Raw genomic sequence first — 16,758 nt, 5'->3', positions numbered from 1 at the left:
TTTCTTAATCGTCGAAGTCGGATTTATGTTTTGTTGAAATCCCTTTTGCTGATTTTTTTACATGTTGTGGCCTCGCTTGTACATCCCTTGTATCAATCATTGTTAAGGGAAAACGAATCCAAGAGTCCTTAACCGATTGTTGCCTCGTCGGATAAAACAAAGCGTACGGCTTACGTAAGGAAGTAAGTCTAAATAGATGAGTAAATAAAAAGATAAATCCAAGAGAAATCCCGAACAATCCGCCTATTTCTGCAAACATAAGAAAAGGAAAACGTAGTAGTCGAACCGCATTACCCATTTTATAAATAGGTGTAATAAAGGAAGCGAGTGCTGATAAGGCAACGATAATTAATAAAATATTACTCGTTAAACCAGCTTGTACAGATGCTTGCCCGATTACGATACCGCCTACAATACCGAGCGTTTGACCAACTTTCATCGGTAACCTCGCGCCAGCTTCTCTTAATAAGTCGATTGCAAGTTCTAAAAATAGTGCTTCGATTAAAGGTGGGAACGGTACTTGTGCTCTTGATAAAATCAAAGTTTCAAGTAAATCACTTGGAATAAGTTCATAATGATAATTTAAAACTGCAACGTATAACGGTGTAGCGCAAATTGAAAATAGAACGGCAATTAATCTTAAAACCCTTGAAAATGTAGCGTACATCCAGGAGACGTTATAGTCTTCTGGGGAAATGAAAAAATCGAAATAGGATACAGGTGTTAGTAGGACACTTGGAGAACCATCCACAAAAATCGCGATTTTTCCATCAATGAGTGCTTTTGTAACTCTATCAGTACGTTCTGTATTGATATAGAGAGGGAAAATTGATTTTTCTCCCATTAGTTCTTGTATATAAGCACTATCATTAATTTGATCATATTCAAGAGCGCGTAATGATTCCTCGAGAAAATCTATATTCTCTTTTTCAGCGAGGTTGTCTAAATACATCATGACAACTTTTGTTTTGGAAAATTCGCCCACAATCATTTCTTTTGTTTGTAAATCTAAAACAGGAAGACGTTTCCGAACTAAGTTAATATTTGTATCGATATCTTCTACGAAACCTTCTTGAGGACCGATAACAGTCGATTCATTTAAAGGAGGAGTTGGTGCACGATAATTATCAATTGCAATGTTGGCGAGCATACACTTTTGATCTTGTTGATTTACTTGAACAATCGCATGCCCCTTTAAAACCATATCCTCAATTTTTTGTAAATCGTTCGTAATTGTAATGCCGCTCATCGGAATATGTTCTTTCAGCTCTTCTAATGAAGCGTTAGGTCGTTCTAATAGAGTAGGCATTAAATACTTTTGCAACTTCTCACCATCAAGTGAAGGTCGATAGTAAGAAATCCAATAAGGCATCGTTTCATCGTCAGATGTATGATAATTAACAAAATCACTAGACTTTTTGAGTTTCTCTATTAAATCTTGTAGAGAATGAATACGATCTTTTTCTGGTTTCGTAAAATCATAAATACTATTACCTTTAGCGTTTTGCTGTTTCTCTTGATCCGAGTTGTCTTGTTTAGAGTGTTGTTGTTTATCCTCAGCTGAGTCGCCTTGCTTAGAATCTTGCTGTTTATCCTGAGCTGAGCCGTTTTGCTTAGCGTGCTGTTGTTTATTTTGATCAGAATCATCTTGTTCAGAGTGTTGCTGCTTCTCTTGGACTGAGTTGCCTTGTTTAGAATTTTGTTGTTTCTCTTGAGCCGACTCATCTTGCTTAGAGTGTTGTTGTTTATCCTGATTCGATTCATTTTGCTTAGCATGTTGTTGCTGACCTTGAGAAGACTCCGTGTGTTCCTCTTTTTTTTGTTCTCCATTGTTATCTTTATTATGTTTCATACTTCTAGTCTGTTTTTGGTTATCATCCTCTTGATAGTTAAGTTGTTGCTCCGAGTTACCTGATTCGTTTTCCTCTGTTTTGTTTGATTTTTTTTTCTTACGTAGCCAATTCCAAATCATATGTATGCCCTCTTTAATTTTGTAATATAGTGCTATTTTGTGGCTAATTTTGTATATTATTCATTTATTTATGAAAAGAAGGAGGAGATTGGTTTGCATAGAAAAAATCCTTTAGTAAGCAGTTCATACTATGTCAGGAAGAGGGCGGGTCTGTGCAATTTGTGAAAAAAGAGAAGTTTGTTTTAAGAGAGTTTACATTTCAAACTGGTAGGGGAATTCCTGTTCAAATGGGGTATGAGACGTACGGTACTTTAAATAGAGAGAGGTCAAATGCGATTTTGATTTGTCATTACTTTAGTGCAACTAGTCACGCGGCAGGAAAATATACAGCGCATGATGAGGAGGCTGGTTGGTGGGATGGTTTAATTGGACCCGGAAAAGCAATTGATACAAATAAATACTTCGTTATATGCACTGATAATCTTTGTAATGTGCAGGTGAAGAACCCTTATGTAATTACAACGGGACCGAAATCAATTAATCCGAGAACTGGAGATGAATATGCGATGGATTTTCCGGTTTTTACATTTCTTGATGTAGCTCGTATGCAATATGAGTTAATAAAAGATATGGGAATCGCAAGGCTACATGCTGTCATGGGACCGTCAGCTGGCGGGATGATTGCGCAACAATGGGCCGTTCATTATCCTCATATGGTAGAGCGGATGATTGGGGTTATTACGAATCCGCAAAATCCAATTATTACGTCGGTAAATGTAGCGCAAAATGCAATTGAGGCTATTCAACTAGATCCAAGTTGGAAGGGTGGAAAATATGGAGAGGAGCAGCCAACGAAGGGACTTCATTTGGCGAATAAAATGATGTTTATGAACGCCTTTGATGAGCATTTTTATGAAACGACATTCCCCCGTAATAGTATAGAGAAAGAACCTTATGAAACATTTGCTGCATTAACATCATTTGAGAAAGAAATCAATAAAGTGACATATGGAAATATAGCTTTAGTAGATGCAAATTCATGGATGTACACTGCGAAAGCAGTTTTATTACATGATATTGCGCATGGATTTTCATCTTTAGAAGAGGCCCTTTCTAAGGTAGAAGCAAATGTACTTATGATTCCGTGTAAACAAGATTTACTTCAGCCGTCACGTTATAATTACAAAATGGTAGACATATTGCAAAAACAAGGGAAGTATGCGGAAGTGTATGAGATAGAAAGTAGAAATGGGCATATGGCGGGAGCATTTGATACTCATTTATTTGAAAAGAAAGTTTATGAATTTTTAAATCGGAAGGTGTCTAGTTTTGTGTAGAAAATAAATGATGTGAAAAAGGTGCAGTGTATGTAGTAGGCACCTTTTTTTACATGATTTGTAGACGGAAAATATATGTGGCAATTGCTATACCGAAGAATGCGATACTAAGCAATAGAAATAAGAATGACATTTCTTGTGGTGATTTTATCTTTTTATTATTTTTCATACTAAGCGCAATAATTGCAGCGAGTAAGAAAATGATGCTCATAATGAAAAGAAAAAGTGTCATTTTCATTGACTCCTTTCATAAAACAAGTATATTGAGGATACAATGCACGAGTTATGTTTGTAAAGAATAAGTTTTGCGAGAAAATTGAGAAATAAATTTTGCATTCTTTGCGTTCTTTCTTTCGCATGCTAAAATTGATTAGAAATGATTATTTAAAAGAAGAAACTAAAGGCTTTATTGTATATAAGGAGGAACGACATATGACAGAAGTTAAAACAATTACTACAGAAGAAGTGCAAGAACGTTTAGAGAATGGAGAAACATTATTTCTAGTAGACGTAAGGGAAGATGAAGAAGTAGCAGCAGGGAAAATTCCAGAAGCTGTACATATTAAAATGGGCGATATCCCAAATAAAGTAGATTTCTTTGATAAAGAGAATGAGTATATCTTTATTTGTCGCTCGGGAATGCGCAGTGAAAATGTATGCCATTATTTAAATGAGCAAGGATTTAAAACAGTGAACATGGTTGGCGGTATGCTTCAATATGAGGGAGAAACGAAATAAGTAGCTTAAAAAACTTGAAACGTGTTTGTTTCAAGTTTTTTTCTTTTGCATACAGTGTACAAAAGGGGGATAGGGAAATGGGGATTAAATTGCGTAAAGTGAAAATTATGAATAATACAGGAGCTGTTAATGTCGGTGATTGTTATGATATCTCACCTTTAGCTGTAGCGAAAGTATATGCAGGTGCTGGAGGATCAAGTGCAGCTATTTTTTTAAATGGGAAAAGACAGCCAGAAGAGGTAATTCGAACATCAGTGTTTCTTCCGCCATTAGCAACGAGTACACGTACATTAGGTTCATAGTGGAAAGGTAGAGTGTAATTATGCCTGCTCATATAAAAGAGTTTGTTATTGTAAATAACACTGGGAATATATTTACTGGTGATAATTTGAGTGATACTTCATTTACTGCTTCGAAATCGTATAGTGGTTCAATGGGGTGTACTTGGATTGATGTTGTTACAGTAATCGGAACGGAGACGAAGCTTTGTTTACAGCCAGGTGATTCGGTGACGACAACATATACACGAGGCACTCCTGCTGGTACTGTAACAGGAACAAATACGGGGCAAAGTGTAAATGCATCCGGTATAGCACAAGCCGTTCCTAATACAGATAATATGGATTCAGTTGCTGGACTCCCTTAAGGATTTAAGGGAGTTTTTATTATTTCAAATAAAAATAGTCTTTGAGTTTGTTTTTGTAAATACATATTAAGAAGAAGAGGTTTGTTTTATGTAAAAAAGATGGTGTGCAGGTGGTGAAAGTGTGAAAGAGCGCGATAAAAAACATTCATTAAACTCTAATTTCAGAATTCCACCAAATCTTATTGGGCCTACTTTTCCACCCGTTTCAACGGGATTTACTGGCATTGGGATTACTGGCCCAACCGGTCCCCAAGGTCCAACAGGCCCTCAAGGACCAAGAGGTTTACAAGGTCCGATGGGGGAGATGGGCCCGACAGGACCTCAAGGTGTGCAAGGGATACAAGGATTAGTTGGACCAATAGGTGCAACGGGACCAGAAGGACAGCAGGGACCACAAGGATTGAGAGGGCCACAGGGAGAAACTGGAGCGACAGGACCTCAAGGTGTGCAGGGGTTACAAGGTCCGATTGGTCCAACAGGAGCAACAGGGGCACAAGGTATACAAGGTATACAGGGATTACAAGGTCCGATTGGAGCTACTGGACCTGAGGGGGCTCAAGGAATACAAGGAGTGCAAGGGGTACCAGGAGCAACTGGCCCTCAAGGGATACAAGGGGCACAAGGTATACAAGGACCACAAGGACCGAGTGGAAATACAGGGGCAACCGGAGCGACAGGTCAGGGGATAACTGGTCCGACTGGAGTAACAGGTCCAACAGGGATAACTGGCCCGTCAGGAGGACCTCCTGGTCCGACGGGGCCAACTGGGGCGACAGGTCCGGGCGGTGGACCGAGTGGAAGTACAGGGGCAACAGGAGCGACGGGAAATACTGGTGTAACAGGTAGTACAGGAGCGACGGGAAATACTGGTCCGACAGGAAGTACAGGAGCAACGGGAGTACAGGGTCCACAAGGAATACAAGGGGTTCAAGGCCCAATAGGACCAACAGGTCCAGAAGGTCCGCGAGGTATTCAAGGTATTCCCGGTCCGACGGGCATAACTGGTGAACAAGGAATACAAGGAGTTCAGGGAATTCAAGGGGTAACAGGGGCAACTGGTGATCAAGGCCCGCAAGGTATACAAGGGGCTATTGGACCACAAGGTGTGACAGGAGCAACTGGTGATCAAGGTCCACAAGGAATCCAAGGAATACCAGGTCCAACGGGAGAAACAGGACCACAAGGAGTTCAAGGAATCCAAGGTCCGATGGGAGATATAGGACCAACAGGACCAGAAGGCCCAGAAGGACTTCAAGGTCCGCAAGGAATCCAAGGGGTGCCAGGACCAGTTGGAGCAACGGGTCCAGAGGGGCCACAGGGGATACAAGGCATTCAAGGACCGGTAGGAGCGACAGGTCCAGAAGGTCCACAAGGAATACAGGGAATACAAGGTGTGCAAGGGATAACGGGAGCAACTGGAGTACAAGGAGCAACTGGAATTCAAGGGATACAAGGGGAAATAGGAGCAACGGGTCCAGAGGGGCCTCAAGGAGTGCAAGGTGCTCAAGGGGCGATTGGTCCAACAGGTCCAATGGGTGCACAGGGAGTGCAAGGTGTTCAGGGAATTCAAGGGCCGACGGGAGCACAAGGAGTACAGGGGCCGCAGGGAATTCAAGGAATCCAAGGTCCAACAGGAGGAACAGGGGATACGGGTGCAACCGGAGCAACAGGGGAAGGAACCACGGGACCGACAGGAGTAACCGGTCCAACAGGGGTCACGGGTCCTTCTGGAGGACCGGCAGGACCGACTGGTCCAACGGGGCCATCAGGTCCGACGGGAGTGACAGGTCCATCCGGTGGACCACCTGGACCAACAGGAGCAACTGGTGTGACAGGAGCAACTGGAGATACTGGGGCTACAGGCCCAACTGGAGTGACAGGAGCGACTGGTTCAACAGGAGCAACTGGGGTGACGGGCTTACAGGGACCGCAAGGACTTCAAGGAGTGCAAGGAGATATAGGAGCAACCGGCCCACAAGGTGTTCAAGGTCCGCAAGGAATTCAAGGAGTAACAGGGGCAACAGGAGATCAAGGTCCGCAAGGGATTCAAGGCCCACAAGGCGACATAGGTCCAACCGGCCCACAAGGAATTCAAGGCCCACAAGGTTCTCAAGGAATCCAAGGAGCGACAGGGGGAACAGGAGCACAAGGCCCACAGGGAATCCAAGGTCCGCAAGGTGACATAGGTCCGACTGGGCCACAAGGGGCAACTGGAATCCAAGGGGTACAAGGCGACATAGGTCCAACCGGTCCAGAAGGCCCAGAGGGACTTCAGGGTCCGCAAGGAATACAAGGTGTTCAAGGGCCAGTTGGAGTAACGGGTCCAGAGGGTCCTCAGGGGATACAAGGAATTCAAGGACCGGTAGGAGCAACAGGCCCACAAGGTCCACAAGGAATACAGGGAATACAAGGTGTGCAAGGGATAACGGGAGCAACTGGAGCGCAAGGAGCAACTGGAATTCAAGGGATACAAGGGGAAATAGGAGCAACCGGTCCAGAGGGGCCCCAAGGAGTGCAAGGAGTACAAGGAGAGATAGGTCCAACCGGTCCGATGGGGCCCCAAGGAGTGCAAGGAGTACAAGGAATTCAAGGAGCGACGGGCGCACAAGGAGTGCAAGGTCCACAAGGAATTCAAGGAATCCAAGGTCCGACGGGGGCAACAGGAGATACGGGAGCAACAGGTGCGACAGGGGAAGGCGCTACAGGTCCAACAGGAGTAACAGGTCCGGCGGGAGTAACAGGTCCATCTGGAGGACCAGCAGGGCCGACCGGCCCAACGGGGCCATCAGGTCCGGCGGGAGTAACAGGTCCATCTGGTGGACCACCTGGCCCGACAGGAGCAACAGGTGCGACAGGAGTAACAGGAGATACCGGGGCGACAGGCTCAACTGGAGTGACAGGAGCGACAGGAGCAACGGGAGCAACCGGATTGACGGGTTTACAGGGTCCGCAAGGAATCCAAGGAGTACAAGGAGAGATAGGTCCAACCGGTCCACAGGGAATTCAAGGTCCCCAAGGAATCCAAGGAGTAACGGGGGCAACAGGAGCACAAGGTCCCCAAGGAATTCAAGGCCCACAAGGCGACATAGGTCCAACCGGCCCACAAGGAATTCAAGGTCCCCAAGGTCCTCAAGGAATCCAAGGAGCGACGGGGGCAACAGGAGCACAAGGCACACAGGGAATCCAAGGTCCACAAGGAGAGATAGGTCCGACCGGCCCACAAGGCCCAACTGGAATCCAAGGAATTCAAGGCCCGCAAGGAATTCAAGGTCCAACGGGAGCTACAGGAGCAACCGGAGCGACAGGTCTCCAAGGAATTCAAGGCCCACAAGGAATTCAAGGCCCGCAAGGAATTCAAGGTCCAACGGGAGCTACAGGAGCAACCGGAGCGACAGGTCCCCAAGGAATTCAAGGCCCACAAGGGATTCAAGGCCCGCAAGGAATTCAAGGTTCAACGGGAGCAACCGGAGCGACAGGTCCCCAAGGAATTCAAGGCCCGCAAGGAATTCAAGGTCCAACGGGGGCAACCGGAGCAACCGGTTCACAAGGTCCAACTGGAGATACAGGTCCAACCGGATCTGGAGCCACTGGAGCGACCGGGGCGACCGGAGTTAGTACAACTGCAACGTATGCATTTGCGAATAATACATCAGGAACCGCTATTTCCGTTTTATTAGGTGGTACGAATGTACCATTACCGAACAATCAAAATATTGGTCCAGGAATTACTGTTAGCGGAGGAAATACTGTATTTACAGTTGCGAATGCAGGGAATTATTATATAGCTTATACAATTAATCTAACGGCAGGATTACTTGTAAGTTCTCGTATAACTGTAAATGGCAGTCCGCTTGCGGGAACGATAAATGCTCCGACAGTTGCTACTGGTTCATTTAGTGCAACGATCATTGCTAATTTACCTGCTGGAGCTGCTATTAGTCTACAGTTATTTGGATTAGTTGCAATCGCTACATTATCTACGGCAACGCCAGGAGCTACTTTAACGATTATTAGATTGAGTTAATAAGAAGAAAACCTTGGAGCTTCTATGCTTCAAGGTTTTTTATCTCCTTATTTGTATGTAGTCTCATTGATTAGGAAAGTTTTACTTTATTCACATGAGCAAAAACATCGCGGTTCGAAAATATATTATAATAGAATGAAAAGAGAGAAATTTGGCAGAAAGGGAGGGTGGCGATGCAGGAGATGGTTACAGATTTTTTTGGACGCCCACTTCAAGATTTACGCATATCTGTCATTGATCGTTGCAATTTTAGATGTACATATTGTATGCCAGCGGAAGTGTTTGGGCCAGATTATGCTTTTTTGAAAGATGAGTTTTTACTGACGTTTGATGAAATTGAGCGATTGGCAAAATTATTTGTTAGCATCGGTGTACGAAAAATTAGACTTACTGGTGGCGAGCCACTACTTCGTAAAGATTTAGCAAAACTTATTGCACGTCTCGTGAAAATTGACGGGCTGTTAGATATAGGGTTAACGACCAATGCGATTCATTTTACGAAGCAAGCAAAAGTATTAAAAGAAGCTGGATTACATAGAGTAAATGTTAGTTTAGATGCAATAGATGACGATGTATTTAAGGCTATTAATGGCCGAAATATTAATACGAAACCTGTTATAAAGGGAATTATGGCTGCAAAAGAGGCTGGGCTTGATGTAAAGGTAAATATGGTTGTAAAAAAAGGAATGAATGATCATCAAGTACTTCCGATGGCTGCATATTTTAAAGAGCAAGGAATCACACTTAGGTTTATTGAGTTTATGGATGTTGGTAGTACAAATGGATGGAACTTTGATCAAGTTGTTACGAAGCGAGAGTTAATTGAAATGATTCATAATGTGTATCCGCTTGAGCCAGCTGAAGCGAATTATTTCGGTGAAGTTGCGAAGCGATATCGTTACGTTGGAACAAATACCGAAGTCGGTTTTATTACTTCTGTTTCTGAATCATTTTGTTCCTCTTGTACGAGAGCGAGAATTTCGGCAGATGGAAAGTTTTATACTTGCTTATTTGCGACAGAAGGACTCGATATAAGGGAACTTCTTAGAGGAGAGCTTTCGGATGATGAGTTATTACGTGTTATACAAGATGCATGGATGAATAGAAAAGATAGGTATTCGGATGAACGGACAGAAGAAAGTGCAAAAAATCGTCCGAAAATTGAAATGTCTTATATAGGAGGATAAGAAAGGGGGCTATCGTATGCAGGAGCGATATTCAAGACAAATATTATTTGCTGGTGTTGGGGAAGAAGGGCAGAGAAAAATTAGAGAGAAGCATGTACTTATTATTGGTGCTGGTGCTCTTGGTGCGGCAAATGCAGAAGCGATTGTTAGAGCAGGTGTTGGAAAAATAACAATTGCGGATCGTGATTATGTAGAATGGAGCAATTTACAAAGGCAACAGTTATATACAGAAGAAGACGCAAAACAGTATAAACCGAAGGCGGTAGCAGCGGCAGAGCATTTAAAAGCGATTAATTCTGAGGTGGAAATAAATCCGGTTGTGACTGATGTAACAGTGCAAGAAATGGAAGAGTTAGTGAAGGATGTAGATTTAATATTAGATGCAACAGATAATTTTGAAACGCGTCTTCTTATTAATGATATTTCACAAAAGTATAATATTCCGTGGATATATGGTGGTTGCGTTGGAAGCTACGGAGTAACGTATACAATTTTACCAGGAAAAACACCGTGTTTCCGCTGTTTAATGGAGCATCCGGCGAGCGGAGCAACATGTGATACGGCTGGTATTATACAGCCGGCAGTACAATTAGTTGTGGCGCATCAAATCACGGAAGCGCTGAAAATATTAGTAGAAGACTATGGGGCACTTCGCGAAACGATGTTATCATTTGACCTTTGGAATAATCAACAGATGGCATTTAAAGTGAATAGACAGAAAAAAGAAACGTGTTTATCTTGCGGAAGATTACGTACATATCCAAGTTTAACATTTGAAGCACAAACGAAAACAGAAGTATTATGTGGCCGAAATACAGTACAAATCCGTCCAGGTGTGCGGAATGAATTTCATTTAGAGGAAATTAAAAAGCGCTTACAAAGAAGTGTGGATGTAAAAGCTACTCCGTATTTATTATCATTTCCAGTAGAGGAATTTCGTTTTGTTTTATTTACAGATGGCAGGGCGTTTATTCATGGAACGAATGATATCAATGTAGCAAGACGTTTATATGCAAGATATATAGGTTGAACCTAAAGAAGCCCTTTAGGTTCAACAGAGGGAAGATTAAGCTTTTCGCGTATAATCTCCACTTTTTCCACCTGTTTTTTCAAGTAAGTACGTTTCGCCAATAATCATACCTTTATCAACAGCCTTACACATATCGTACACGGTAAGAGCGGTAGCGGAAGCCGCTGTTAAAGCTTCCATTTCAACACCGGTGCTACCTTCTGTTTTAACTTTTACTTCAATAAGTAATCGATATTGTTCACCGGATTGTTTCCAATCGAAGGAAACGTCAACACCTTTTAACAATAAAGGATGGCACATTGGGATAATATCAGAAGTGCGTTTCGCAGCCATAATACCAGCGATTTGTGCAACTGCTAATACGTCACCTTTCCCAATTTCATTGTGAGAGATTTTATCGTAAATTTCTTTTGTAACAACAATGCTAGAGCACGCAATTGCTGTTCGAACGGTTGCTTTTTTATCGCTTATATCAACCATCTTCGCGCGTCCTTGGTCATTAAAATGTGTGAATGAAGACATGGAATTCCTCCTTGAAGTAATTTCTATTCAATATATAAAGTTTAATCGAGATTAAAAAAATTGCAAATATGGGGTGAGAAACGATGGTAGAAAAACGAATTCCGATTCAAGTTGCAGAGGCAGTAGAGAGAGTAATGGAATATGCGAAGAATGGTGAAATAGAAGAGGTTTCTATTACGGAAAGTTACGGGAGAATTCTTGGGGAGGATGTTATCTCTGATCATGACGTTCCTCATTTCGATCGTTCTCCTTACGATGGTTTCGCAATTCGAGCAGAAGATACGAAGGAAGCAAATCAAGAGAATGCGATTGAGTTTGAAGTAATAGGAGAAATCGGGGCGGGGTCTGTTTTTACAGAAAAAGTAGGATCTTTTCAGGCGGTTCGTATTATGACAGGAGCAGCTATTCCAGATGATTGTAATGCAGTCGTCATGCTAGAGTTGACGGAAGGTTTTGAGAAGAACGGAAAAACATATATGAAGTTAAAGCGTCCTTTTCACAGTGGTGACAATGTATCATTTAAAGGAGAAGATATAAAGCAAAGTCAAGTTCTCGTTCAGAAAGGTGTTGCAATTAATCCAGGTGTTGCGGCCTTATTAGCGACGTTTGGATATAGTACTGTGAAGGTTGTAAAACAGCCTGTTGTTGGTATTGTGACGACAGGAAGTGAACTGTTAGAAGTACATGAGTCGTTACAGCCGGGGAAAATTAGAAATAGTAACTCGTATATGATTGCCGCTCAAATTATGAAAGCCGGAGGGAAAGTTCGTTATTATGGCCAACTTGCCGACGAGTTAGATGCATGCTTTGCAGCTGTTCAATCAGCGATGAATGAGGTTGATATTTTAATTACGACAGGCGGTGTGTCGGTAGGGGATTATGACTACTTGCCGGCTATTTATGAAAGATTACAAGCGAATGTACTCTTTAATAAAATAGCGATGAGACCAGGAAGTGTAACGACAGTAGCTGAAGTTGACGGAAAGTTACTTTTCGGTTTATCAGGGAATCCGTCAGCTTGTTACGTAGGATTTGAGCTATTTGTGCATCCGATTATAAAAACATATTTGTATGCGAAGGAGCCTCACGTATATAGAGCAGATGCTATTTTACAAAAAGACTTTCCAAAGCCAAATCCGTTTACTCGTTTTGTAAGAGCAAAGGTGACAATTATGGACGGAGCATTACAAGCGATGCCGGTCGGTTTAGATAAATCGAGTGCGGTATCTTCACTTGCCGATGCGAATGCCTTTATTGTGCTACCTGGAGGAACGAGAGGATTTGAGGCAGGGATGAAAGTATCTGTATTATTGTTAGAGCACGCCGAGGGATGTGATTGGCCATGGGAAAAGCCCCTTCAATCTTACAAATAGTAGGATATCAAAATAGCGGAAAAACAACACTTGTGGAGAAAATCGTGCATACATTAGCTGAACAGAAAATGAAGGTTGCTACCATTAAACATCACGGGCACGGTGGTTTTCCAGAAGTAGCACAAAAGGATAGTGAAAAGCACCGAAAGGCTGGTGCTGTTGTCAGTAGTGTAGAAGGTGCTGGATTACTTTCCCTTTCGTCATTAAGAGAGAAATGGTCGTTGCAAGAAATCATTCGCTTATATGAGTTTTTTGAAGTGGTTACAATTTTAATTGAAGGCTATAAAAAAGAGAGCTATCCAAAAGTAGTTTTACTTCGTTCTCCTGAAGACGTTGAACTTTTACATAAAGTAGAGAATATAGTAGCGGTTATTGCGTGGTATGATGTTCCCGCAAACTTACGGGAAGAATATAAAGTATTTCATATAACAGAAGAAGATTTGTATATAGACTGGTTTGTACAAACGGTAAGGAGTACGAAATGACAAATACGTATTATGAAGTAATTGATACAGAAATCTTGGTTGAAGAGGTAACGAAGAAGGTTATTCGCCGTGAATGTGGTGCTGTTACAACATTTATTGGAACGGTTAGAGAGTTTACGAAAGGGCGTCGTACATTATACTTAGAATACGTCGCTTACAAAACGATGGCAGAAAAGATGCTAGAGAAAATTGGCTCAGAGGTGAAAGAGAAGTGGCCAGGTACATACGTTGCGATTACACATCGCATTGGTACACTACAAATTTCTGATATTGCGGTTGTGGTTGCTGTTTCAACACCGCATCGTAAAGCGGCTTATGAAGCGAATGAATATATTATGGAACGCATAAAACAAATTGTTCCGATTTGGAAAAAGGAGTTTTGGGAAGATGGAGACTCTTGGATTGGTGATCAACTAGAAAAAACGCCATATCCGGCGGGAGAGCCTGGGAAGGAGCTATAAGTATGATTCGAGTATTGTTATTTGCACACTTGCAAGAGGAAGCTGGAACAAGTGAGTTGCAAATAGAGAAAGAAAATATTACGGTTGCAGAGTTAAAAGATGTTGTTGCTAAAGAATATAATGTACCAGTGGCAGCACCAATTATGGTTGCGATTAATGAAGAATATGCAAATGAAGATGACAGGGTCCAATCTGGTGATGTTGTTGCACTAATCCCACCGGTGAGCGGTGGTTAATATTGGATTCATTAAAACGACTTTCCTATATAAGGGAAGTCGTTTTTTTATGGCAGTTTTGCGAACACTAACGTATAGAACAAGGAGGGTACTATGAAAAAAATATGTGTAGTTATTATCATGCTATTTTCGGTCTTTTTCTTTTCTCCAAGTGATTCTTTCGCGAAAGAATCGAGGGAGCAGCTTTTAGAGAGTGCATTATCGAATAGGTACTATTCAGTTATTAGACAAGTAACAGAAGATCAATATGAATGTGCCTCAGTTATAAATGTAAAGCGTCTCGGCAAGAATGATGAGTTCGTTCCTAGATTTGAAATTACGTTACAATTTCTTACGTTCCAAGGTGCACATAATCCGCCGAATGATAAAGTTACACTTACTTTGGAAGATCATTTAGATCACGTAAAGATAAAGAAAGTGGAGCGAGAAAAGAATGTTTCTAGTTCTATTGCAGAGAAAGTTTGTGAACGAGAAAGAGCAAAAATAAAAGCTCACTCTAATGATTTAGAGTGATAACTTATAACATTTAATAAAGAAAGGTAATGAGCGATGGACATATTTTTAGCGATTTTACCGGCTATATTTTGGGGAAGTATTGTGCTATTTAACGTGAAACTGGGCGGAGGACCGTATAGTCAAACGCTCGGTACAACGTTTGGTGCACTTATTTTCTCGATTGTTGTTTATATTTTTATGAAGCCAGTATTAACTCCTACTGTTATTGGAGTTGGAATTGTGTCAGGTTTATTTTGGGCGCTTGGTCAGGCGAATCAATTAAAAAGCATTGATTTAATGGGCGTTTCGAGAACGATGCCCATTTCAACAGGACTTCAATTAGTTGCGACGACTTTATTCGGAGTCATCGTATTTCATGAATGGTCCACGACAATATCAGTTGTCCTTGGCGTTTTGGCGCTCGTTTGTATTATTATCGGTGTTATTTTAACATCGCTTCAAAGTGAAGAAGAAAAGAATGCAGAGCAAGCGGGGAATTTTAAAAGGGGTATTATCATTTTATTGATTTCAACAGTCGGTTATTTAGTTTATGTAGTAGTAATTCGACTATTTGACGTAGATGGTTGGTCAGCTTTATTGCCACAAGCGGTTGGTATGGTGTTAGGGGGCATTTTGCTTACATTTAAACATCATCCATTTAATAAATATGCAATACGAAATATTATTCCAGGATTAATTTGGGCAGCTGGAAATATGTTTTTATTCATTTCGCAACCGCGTGTTGGAGTGGCAACAAGTTTCTCGCTATCACAAATGGGAATTATTATTTCAACGCTTGGCGGGATTCTTATATTAGGTGAAAAGAAAACGAAACGCCAATTAACAGGTATTGTTATTGGTATCGTTTTTATTATCGCAGCCGGAATTATGTTAGGTATTGCAAAAAGTTAAAGGAGGTATAGGAATGTATAGTGATTTAGCAGGAAAAGTAGTCGTTATTACAGGATCAGCAACTGGTCTTGGGAGAGCCATGGGGGTAAGATTTGCTAAGGAGAAAGCGAAAGTAGTGATTAACTATCGCTCGCGAGAGTCAGAAGCGCATGATGTATTAGAAGAAATTAAAAAAGTAGGCGGAGAAGCGATTGCTGTAAAAGGTGATGTGACGGTTGAGTCTGATGTTGTGAACCTTATTCAGTCGGCTGTGAAAGAATTTGGTACGCTCGACGTTATGATTAATAATGCAGGGATAGAAAATGCAGTACCATCGCATGAAATGTCGCTTGAAGACTGGAATAAAGTAATCAATACAAATTTAACAGGTGCTTTTTTAGGAAGTAGAGAGGCGATTAAATATTTTGTAGAGAACGATATTAAAGGGTCTGTCATTAATATGTCGAGTGTTCACGAGAAAATTCCGTGGCCACTATTTGTACACTATGCGGCGAGTAAAGGCGGTATTAAATTGATGACGGAAACGTTAGCGCTAGAATACGCACCAAAAGGCATTCGCGTAAATAATATTGGACCGGGTGCAATAAATACGCCAATTAATGCAGAGAAGTTTGCTGATCCTAAAAAACGTGCTGACGTAGAAAGTATGATACCGATGGGCTACATCGGAAAACCAGAAGAAATTGCAGCAGTCGCAACGTGGCTCGCTTCCTCAGAGGCAAGTTACGTAACTGGAATTACGCTATTTGCAGACGGTGGAATGACGTTATATCCATCGTTTCAAGCAGGGCGCGGGTAATAGAAAAGGACAAAGAGTTTTAGCTCTTTGTCCTTTTTTCTGCAAAAAAAATAGCGGCCAGCTATTTTAAATTTAATGATTCATTGTATCTTGAAGGAATTCTGTTGCTTGATGTTCAGAAACATTTTGTACAAGTGCAACTTCGCTGATCATCATTTTTCGGGCATTATCTAGCATTTGTTTTTCGCTCGCATTTAAAGCTCTTTCTTTATTGCGGCGAAGTAAATCCCGAACAACTTCTGCGCTATCTTGCAGATTGCCGTTTTTCATTTTTTCCATATTCATTGTATATCTTTGTTTCCAGGAAAGTGATGTGTCTGATTCCCCGTTTTGAAATTCAAGAAGTATATCATCTAACGTACCTTTATCTACGATATAACGAATACCTGATTTTTGTAATTGATCCATAGGAAGCATTACTTGCATATCTTTACTAATGATGCGTATCACACAGTATTGACGTATAGTTCCTAATATTTCTTTCTCTTCAATGGCTTCGATGACTCCTGCGCCGTTCATTGGATAAACGATTTTATCACCAATTTGAAACAAATCATCCACCTCCATATGTGGTAACCATCTTTAATGATATCATAAGTAT

18 protein-coding genes are annotated in these 16,758 nt (G+C 41.6%); 14 read left to right on the top strand and 4 right to left on the bottom strand.

The window, feature by feature from the left end; all coding sequences use genetic code 11:
• Positions 1-4: 4 nt before the first annotated feature.
• On the bottom strand, positions 5-1,972 hold the full coding sequence (locus ACZ76X_RS23560) for a spore germination protein (RefSeq protein WP_479851846.1): 1,968 nt from the start codon (positions 1,970-1,972) through the stop codon (positions 5-7).
• Positions 1,973-2,124: 152 nt separating this feature from the next.
• Here ACZ76X_RS23560 and ACZ76X_RS23555 point away from each other — a divergent pair, with 152 nt between their 5' ends.
• Entirely contained in the window at positions 2,125-3,249 is a 1,125-nt protein-coding gene (locus ACZ76X_RS23555) for a homoserine O-acetyltransferase family protein (RefSeq protein WP_479851845.1), read from the top strand.
• A 49-nt stretch (positions 3,250-3,298) separates the two neighbouring features.
• Here the strand turns inward: ACZ76X_RS23555 and ACZ76X_RS23550 are convergent, their stop codons facing one another.
• Positions 3,299-3,481 (bottom strand): hypothetical protein, encoded by a 183-nt coding sequence (locus tag ACZ76X_RS23550; RefSeq protein WP_098669399.1) that lies wholly within the window; start codon positions 3,479-3,481, stop codon positions 3,299-3,301.
• A gap of 200 nt (positions 3,482-3,681) precedes the next feature.
• Here ACZ76X_RS23550 and ACZ76X_RS23545 point away from each other — a divergent pair, with 200 nt between their 5' ends.
• The 6 genes from ACZ76X_RS23545 to ACZ76X_RS23520 all read left to right on the top strand — a co-directional run bounded on the left by ACZ76X_RS23545 (position 3,682) and on the right by ACZ76X_RS23520 (position 10,874).
• Positions 3,682-3,987: a rhodanese-like domain-containing protein gene (locus ACZ76X_RS23545; RefSeq protein WP_000141212.1), complete on the top strand. Its 306-nt coding sequence runs from the start codon at positions 3,682-3,684 to the stop codon at positions 3,985-3,987.
• Positions 3,988-4,064: 77 nt separating this feature from the next.
• Positions 4,065-4,289: a spore germination protein gene (locus ACZ76X_RS23540; RefSeq protein WP_479851844.1), complete on the top strand. Its 225-nt coding sequence runs from the start codon at positions 4,065-4,067 to the stop codon at positions 4,287-4,289.
• A 20-nt stretch (positions 4,290-4,309) separates the two neighbouring features.
• Positions 4,310-4,633 (top strand): hypothetical protein, encoded by a 324-nt coding sequence (locus ACZ76X_RS23535; protein WP_479851843.1) that lies wholly within the window; start codon positions 4,310-4,312, stop codon positions 4,631-4,633.
• Between the two features lie 121 nt (positions 4,634-4,754).
• Positions 4,755-8,657 carry a BclA-related collagen-like exosporium protein gene (locus ACZ76X_RS23530; RefSeq protein WP_479851842.1) on the top strand — a complete coding sequence of 1,301 codons (3,903 nt, stop codon included), beginning with the start codon at positions 4,755-4,757 and terminating at the stop codon, positions 8,655-8,657.
• A 173-nt stretch (positions 8,658-8,830) separates the two neighbouring features.
• Complete coding sequence (gene moaA, locus ACZ76X_RS23525; protein ID WP_479851841.1) at positions 8,831-9,844, top strand: GTP 3',8-cyclase MoaA; 1,014 nt, start codon at positions 8,831-8,833, stop codon at positions 9,842-9,844.
• A 16-nt stretch (positions 9,845-9,860) separates the two neighbouring features.
• Entirely contained in the window at positions 9,861-10,874 is a 1,014-nt protein-coding gene (locus ACZ76X_RS23520; RefSeq protein ID WP_087958489.1) for a molybdopterin-synthase adenylyltransferase MoeB, read from the top strand.
• A 36-nt stretch (positions 10,875-10,910) separates the two neighbouring features.
• On the opposite strand, the gene moaC is transcribed toward ACZ76X_RS23520, so the two are convergent.
• On the bottom strand, positions 10,911-11,396 hold the full coding sequence (moaC, locus tag ACZ76X_RS23515) for a cyclic pyranopterin monophosphate synthase MoaC (protein WP_061656289.1): 486 nt from the start codon (positions 11,394-11,396) through the stop codon (positions 10,911-10,913).
• Between the two features lie 83 nt (positions 11,397-11,479).
• Between moaC and moeA the strand changes: the two genes are divergently transcribed.
• The 7 genes from moeA (at position 11,480) to ACZ76X_RS23480 (ending at position 16,157) form a co-directional block, all read left to right on the top strand.
• Positions 11,480-12,769 carry a molybdopterin molybdotransferase MoeA gene (gene moeA / locus ACZ76X_RS23510; protein WP_479851840.1) on the top strand — a complete coding sequence of 430 codons (1,290 nt, stop codon included), beginning with the start codon at positions 11,480-11,482 and terminating at the stop codon, positions 12,767-12,769.
• On the top strand, positions 12,739-13,254 hold the full coding sequence (mobB, locus tag ACZ76X_RS23505) for a molybdopterin-guanine dinucleotide biosynthesis protein B (protein WP_479851839.1): 516 nt from the start codon (positions 12,739-12,741) through the stop codon (positions 13,252-13,254). The genes moeA and mobB overlap by 31 nt, the downstream gene beginning before the upstream one ends.
• Positions 13,251-13,715 carry a molybdopterin synthase catalytic subunit MoaE gene (gene moaE / locus ACZ76X_RS23500; protein WP_479851838.1) on the top strand — a complete coding sequence of 155 codons (465 nt, stop codon included), beginning with the start codon at positions 13,251-13,253 and terminating at the stop codon, positions 13,713-13,715. The genes mobB and moaE overlap by 4 nt, the downstream gene beginning before the upstream one ends.
• 2 nt (positions 13,716-13,717) lie before the next feature.
• Positions 13,718-13,951: a molybdopterin converting factor subunit 1 gene (gene moaD / locus ACZ76X_RS23495; RefSeq protein WP_098669407.1), complete on the top strand. Its 234-nt coding sequence runs from the start codon at positions 13,718-13,720 to the stop codon at positions 13,949-13,951.
• A gap of 93 nt (positions 13,952-14,044) precedes the next feature.
• Positions 14,045-14,464, top strand: a complete 420-nt coding sequence (locus tag ACZ76X_RS23490; RefSeq protein WP_479851837.1) for a DUF3888 domain-containing protein — start codon at positions 14,045-14,047, stop codon at positions 14,462-14,464.
• Between the two features lie 36 nt (positions 14,465-14,500).
• Positions 14,501-15,358, top strand: coding sequence for a glucose uptake protein GlcU (glcU, locus tag ACZ76X_RS23485; protein WP_479851836.1), 858 nt, complete (start codon positions 14,501-14,503; stop codon positions 15,356-15,358).
• Positions 15,359-15,371: 13 nt separating this feature from the next.
• Positions 15,372-16,157 carry a glucose 1-dehydrogenase gene (locus ACZ76X_RS23480; RefSeq protein ID WP_479851835.1) on the top strand — a complete coding sequence of 262 codons (786 nt, stop codon included), beginning with the start codon at positions 15,372-15,374 and terminating at the stop codon, positions 16,155-16,157.
• A 72-nt stretch (positions 16,158-16,229) separates the two neighbouring features.
• Here the strand turns inward: ACZ76X_RS23480 and ACZ76X_RS23475 are convergent, their stop codons facing one another.
• Positions 16,230-16,724, bottom strand: a complete 495-nt coding sequence (locus ACZ76X_RS23475; protein WP_098669411.1) for a CarD family transcriptional regulator — start codon at positions 16,722-16,724, stop codon at positions 16,230-16,232.
• Positions 16,725-16,758: the final 34 nt, after the last annotated feature.

Source organism: Bacillus sp. BC05(2025) (assembly GCF_056725905.1).
Note: the sequence above shows the minus strand (reverse complement) of the source record. Positions and strands in the feature narration are given on the sequence as shown.

What these genes read in the sequence shown, in the direction of transcription:
- ACZ76X_RS23490 (WP_479851837.1), top strand. Translation starts at nt 14,045, where the DNA reads ATGAAAAAAATATGTGTAGTTATTATCATGCTATTTTCGGTCTTTTTC.
- ACZ76X_RS23545 (WP_000141212.1), top strand. Translation starts at nt 3,682, where the DNA reads ATGACAGAAGTTAAAACAATTACTACAGAAGAAGTGCAAGAACGTTTA.
- ACZ76X_RS23480 (WP_479851835.1), top strand. Translation starts at nt 15,372, where the DNA reads ATGTATAGTGATTTAGCAGGAAAAGTAGTCGTTATTACAGGATCAGCA.
- ACZ76X_RS23550 (WP_098669399.1), bottom strand. Translation starts at nt 3,481, where the DNA reads ATGACACTTTTTCTTTTCATTATGAGCATCATTTTCTTACTCGCTGCA.
- ACZ76X_RS23560 (WP_479851846.1), bottom strand. Translation starts at nt 1,972, where the DNA reads ATGATTTGGAATTGGCTACGTAAGAAAAAAAAATCAAACAAAACAGAG.
- moaD (WP_098669407.1), top strand. Translation starts at nt 13,718, where the DNA reads ATGATTCGAGTATTGTTATTTGCACACTTGCAAGAGGAAGCTGGAACA.
- glcU (WP_479851836.1), top strand. Translation starts at nt 14,501, where the DNA reads ATGGACATATTTTTAGCGATTTTACCGGCTATATTTTGGGGAAGTATT.
- mobB (WP_479851839.1), top strand. Translation starts at nt 12,739, where the DNA reads ATGGGAAAAGCCCCTTCAATCTTACAAATAGTAGGATATCAAAATAGC.
- moaE (WP_479851838.1), top strand. Translation starts at nt 13,251, where the DNA reads ATGACAAATACGTATTATGAAGTAATTGATACAGAAATCTTGGTTGAA.
- moaC (WP_061656289.1), bottom strand. Translation starts at nt 11,396, where the DNA reads ATGTCTTCATTCACACATTTTAATGACCAAGGACGCGCGAAGATGGTT.
- moeA (WP_479851840.1), top strand. Translation starts at nt 11,480, where the DNA reads ATGGTAGAAAAACGAATTCCGATTCAAGTTGCAGAGGCAGTAGAGAGA.
- ACZ76X_RS23540 (WP_479851844.1), top strand. Translation starts at nt 4,065, where the DNA reads ATGGGGATTAAATTGCGTAAAGTGAAAATTATGAATAATACAGGAGCT.
- ACZ76X_RS23535 (WP_479851843.1), top strand. Translation starts at nt 4,310, where the DNA reads ATGCCTGCTCATATAAAAGAGTTTGTTATTGTAAATAACACTGGGAAT.
- moaA (WP_479851841.1), top strand. Translation starts at nt 8,831, where the DNA reads ATGCAGGAGATGGTTACAGATTTTTTTGGACGCCCACTTCAAGATTTA.
- ACZ76X_RS23475 (WP_098669411.1), bottom strand. Translation starts at nt 16,724, where the DNA reads ATGGAGGTGGATGATTTGTTTCAAATTGGTGATAAAATCGTTTATCCA.
- ACZ76X_RS23520 (WP_087958489.1), top strand. Translation starts at nt 9,861, where the DNA reads ATGCAGGAGCGATATTCAAGACAAATATTATTTGCTGGTGTTGGGGAA.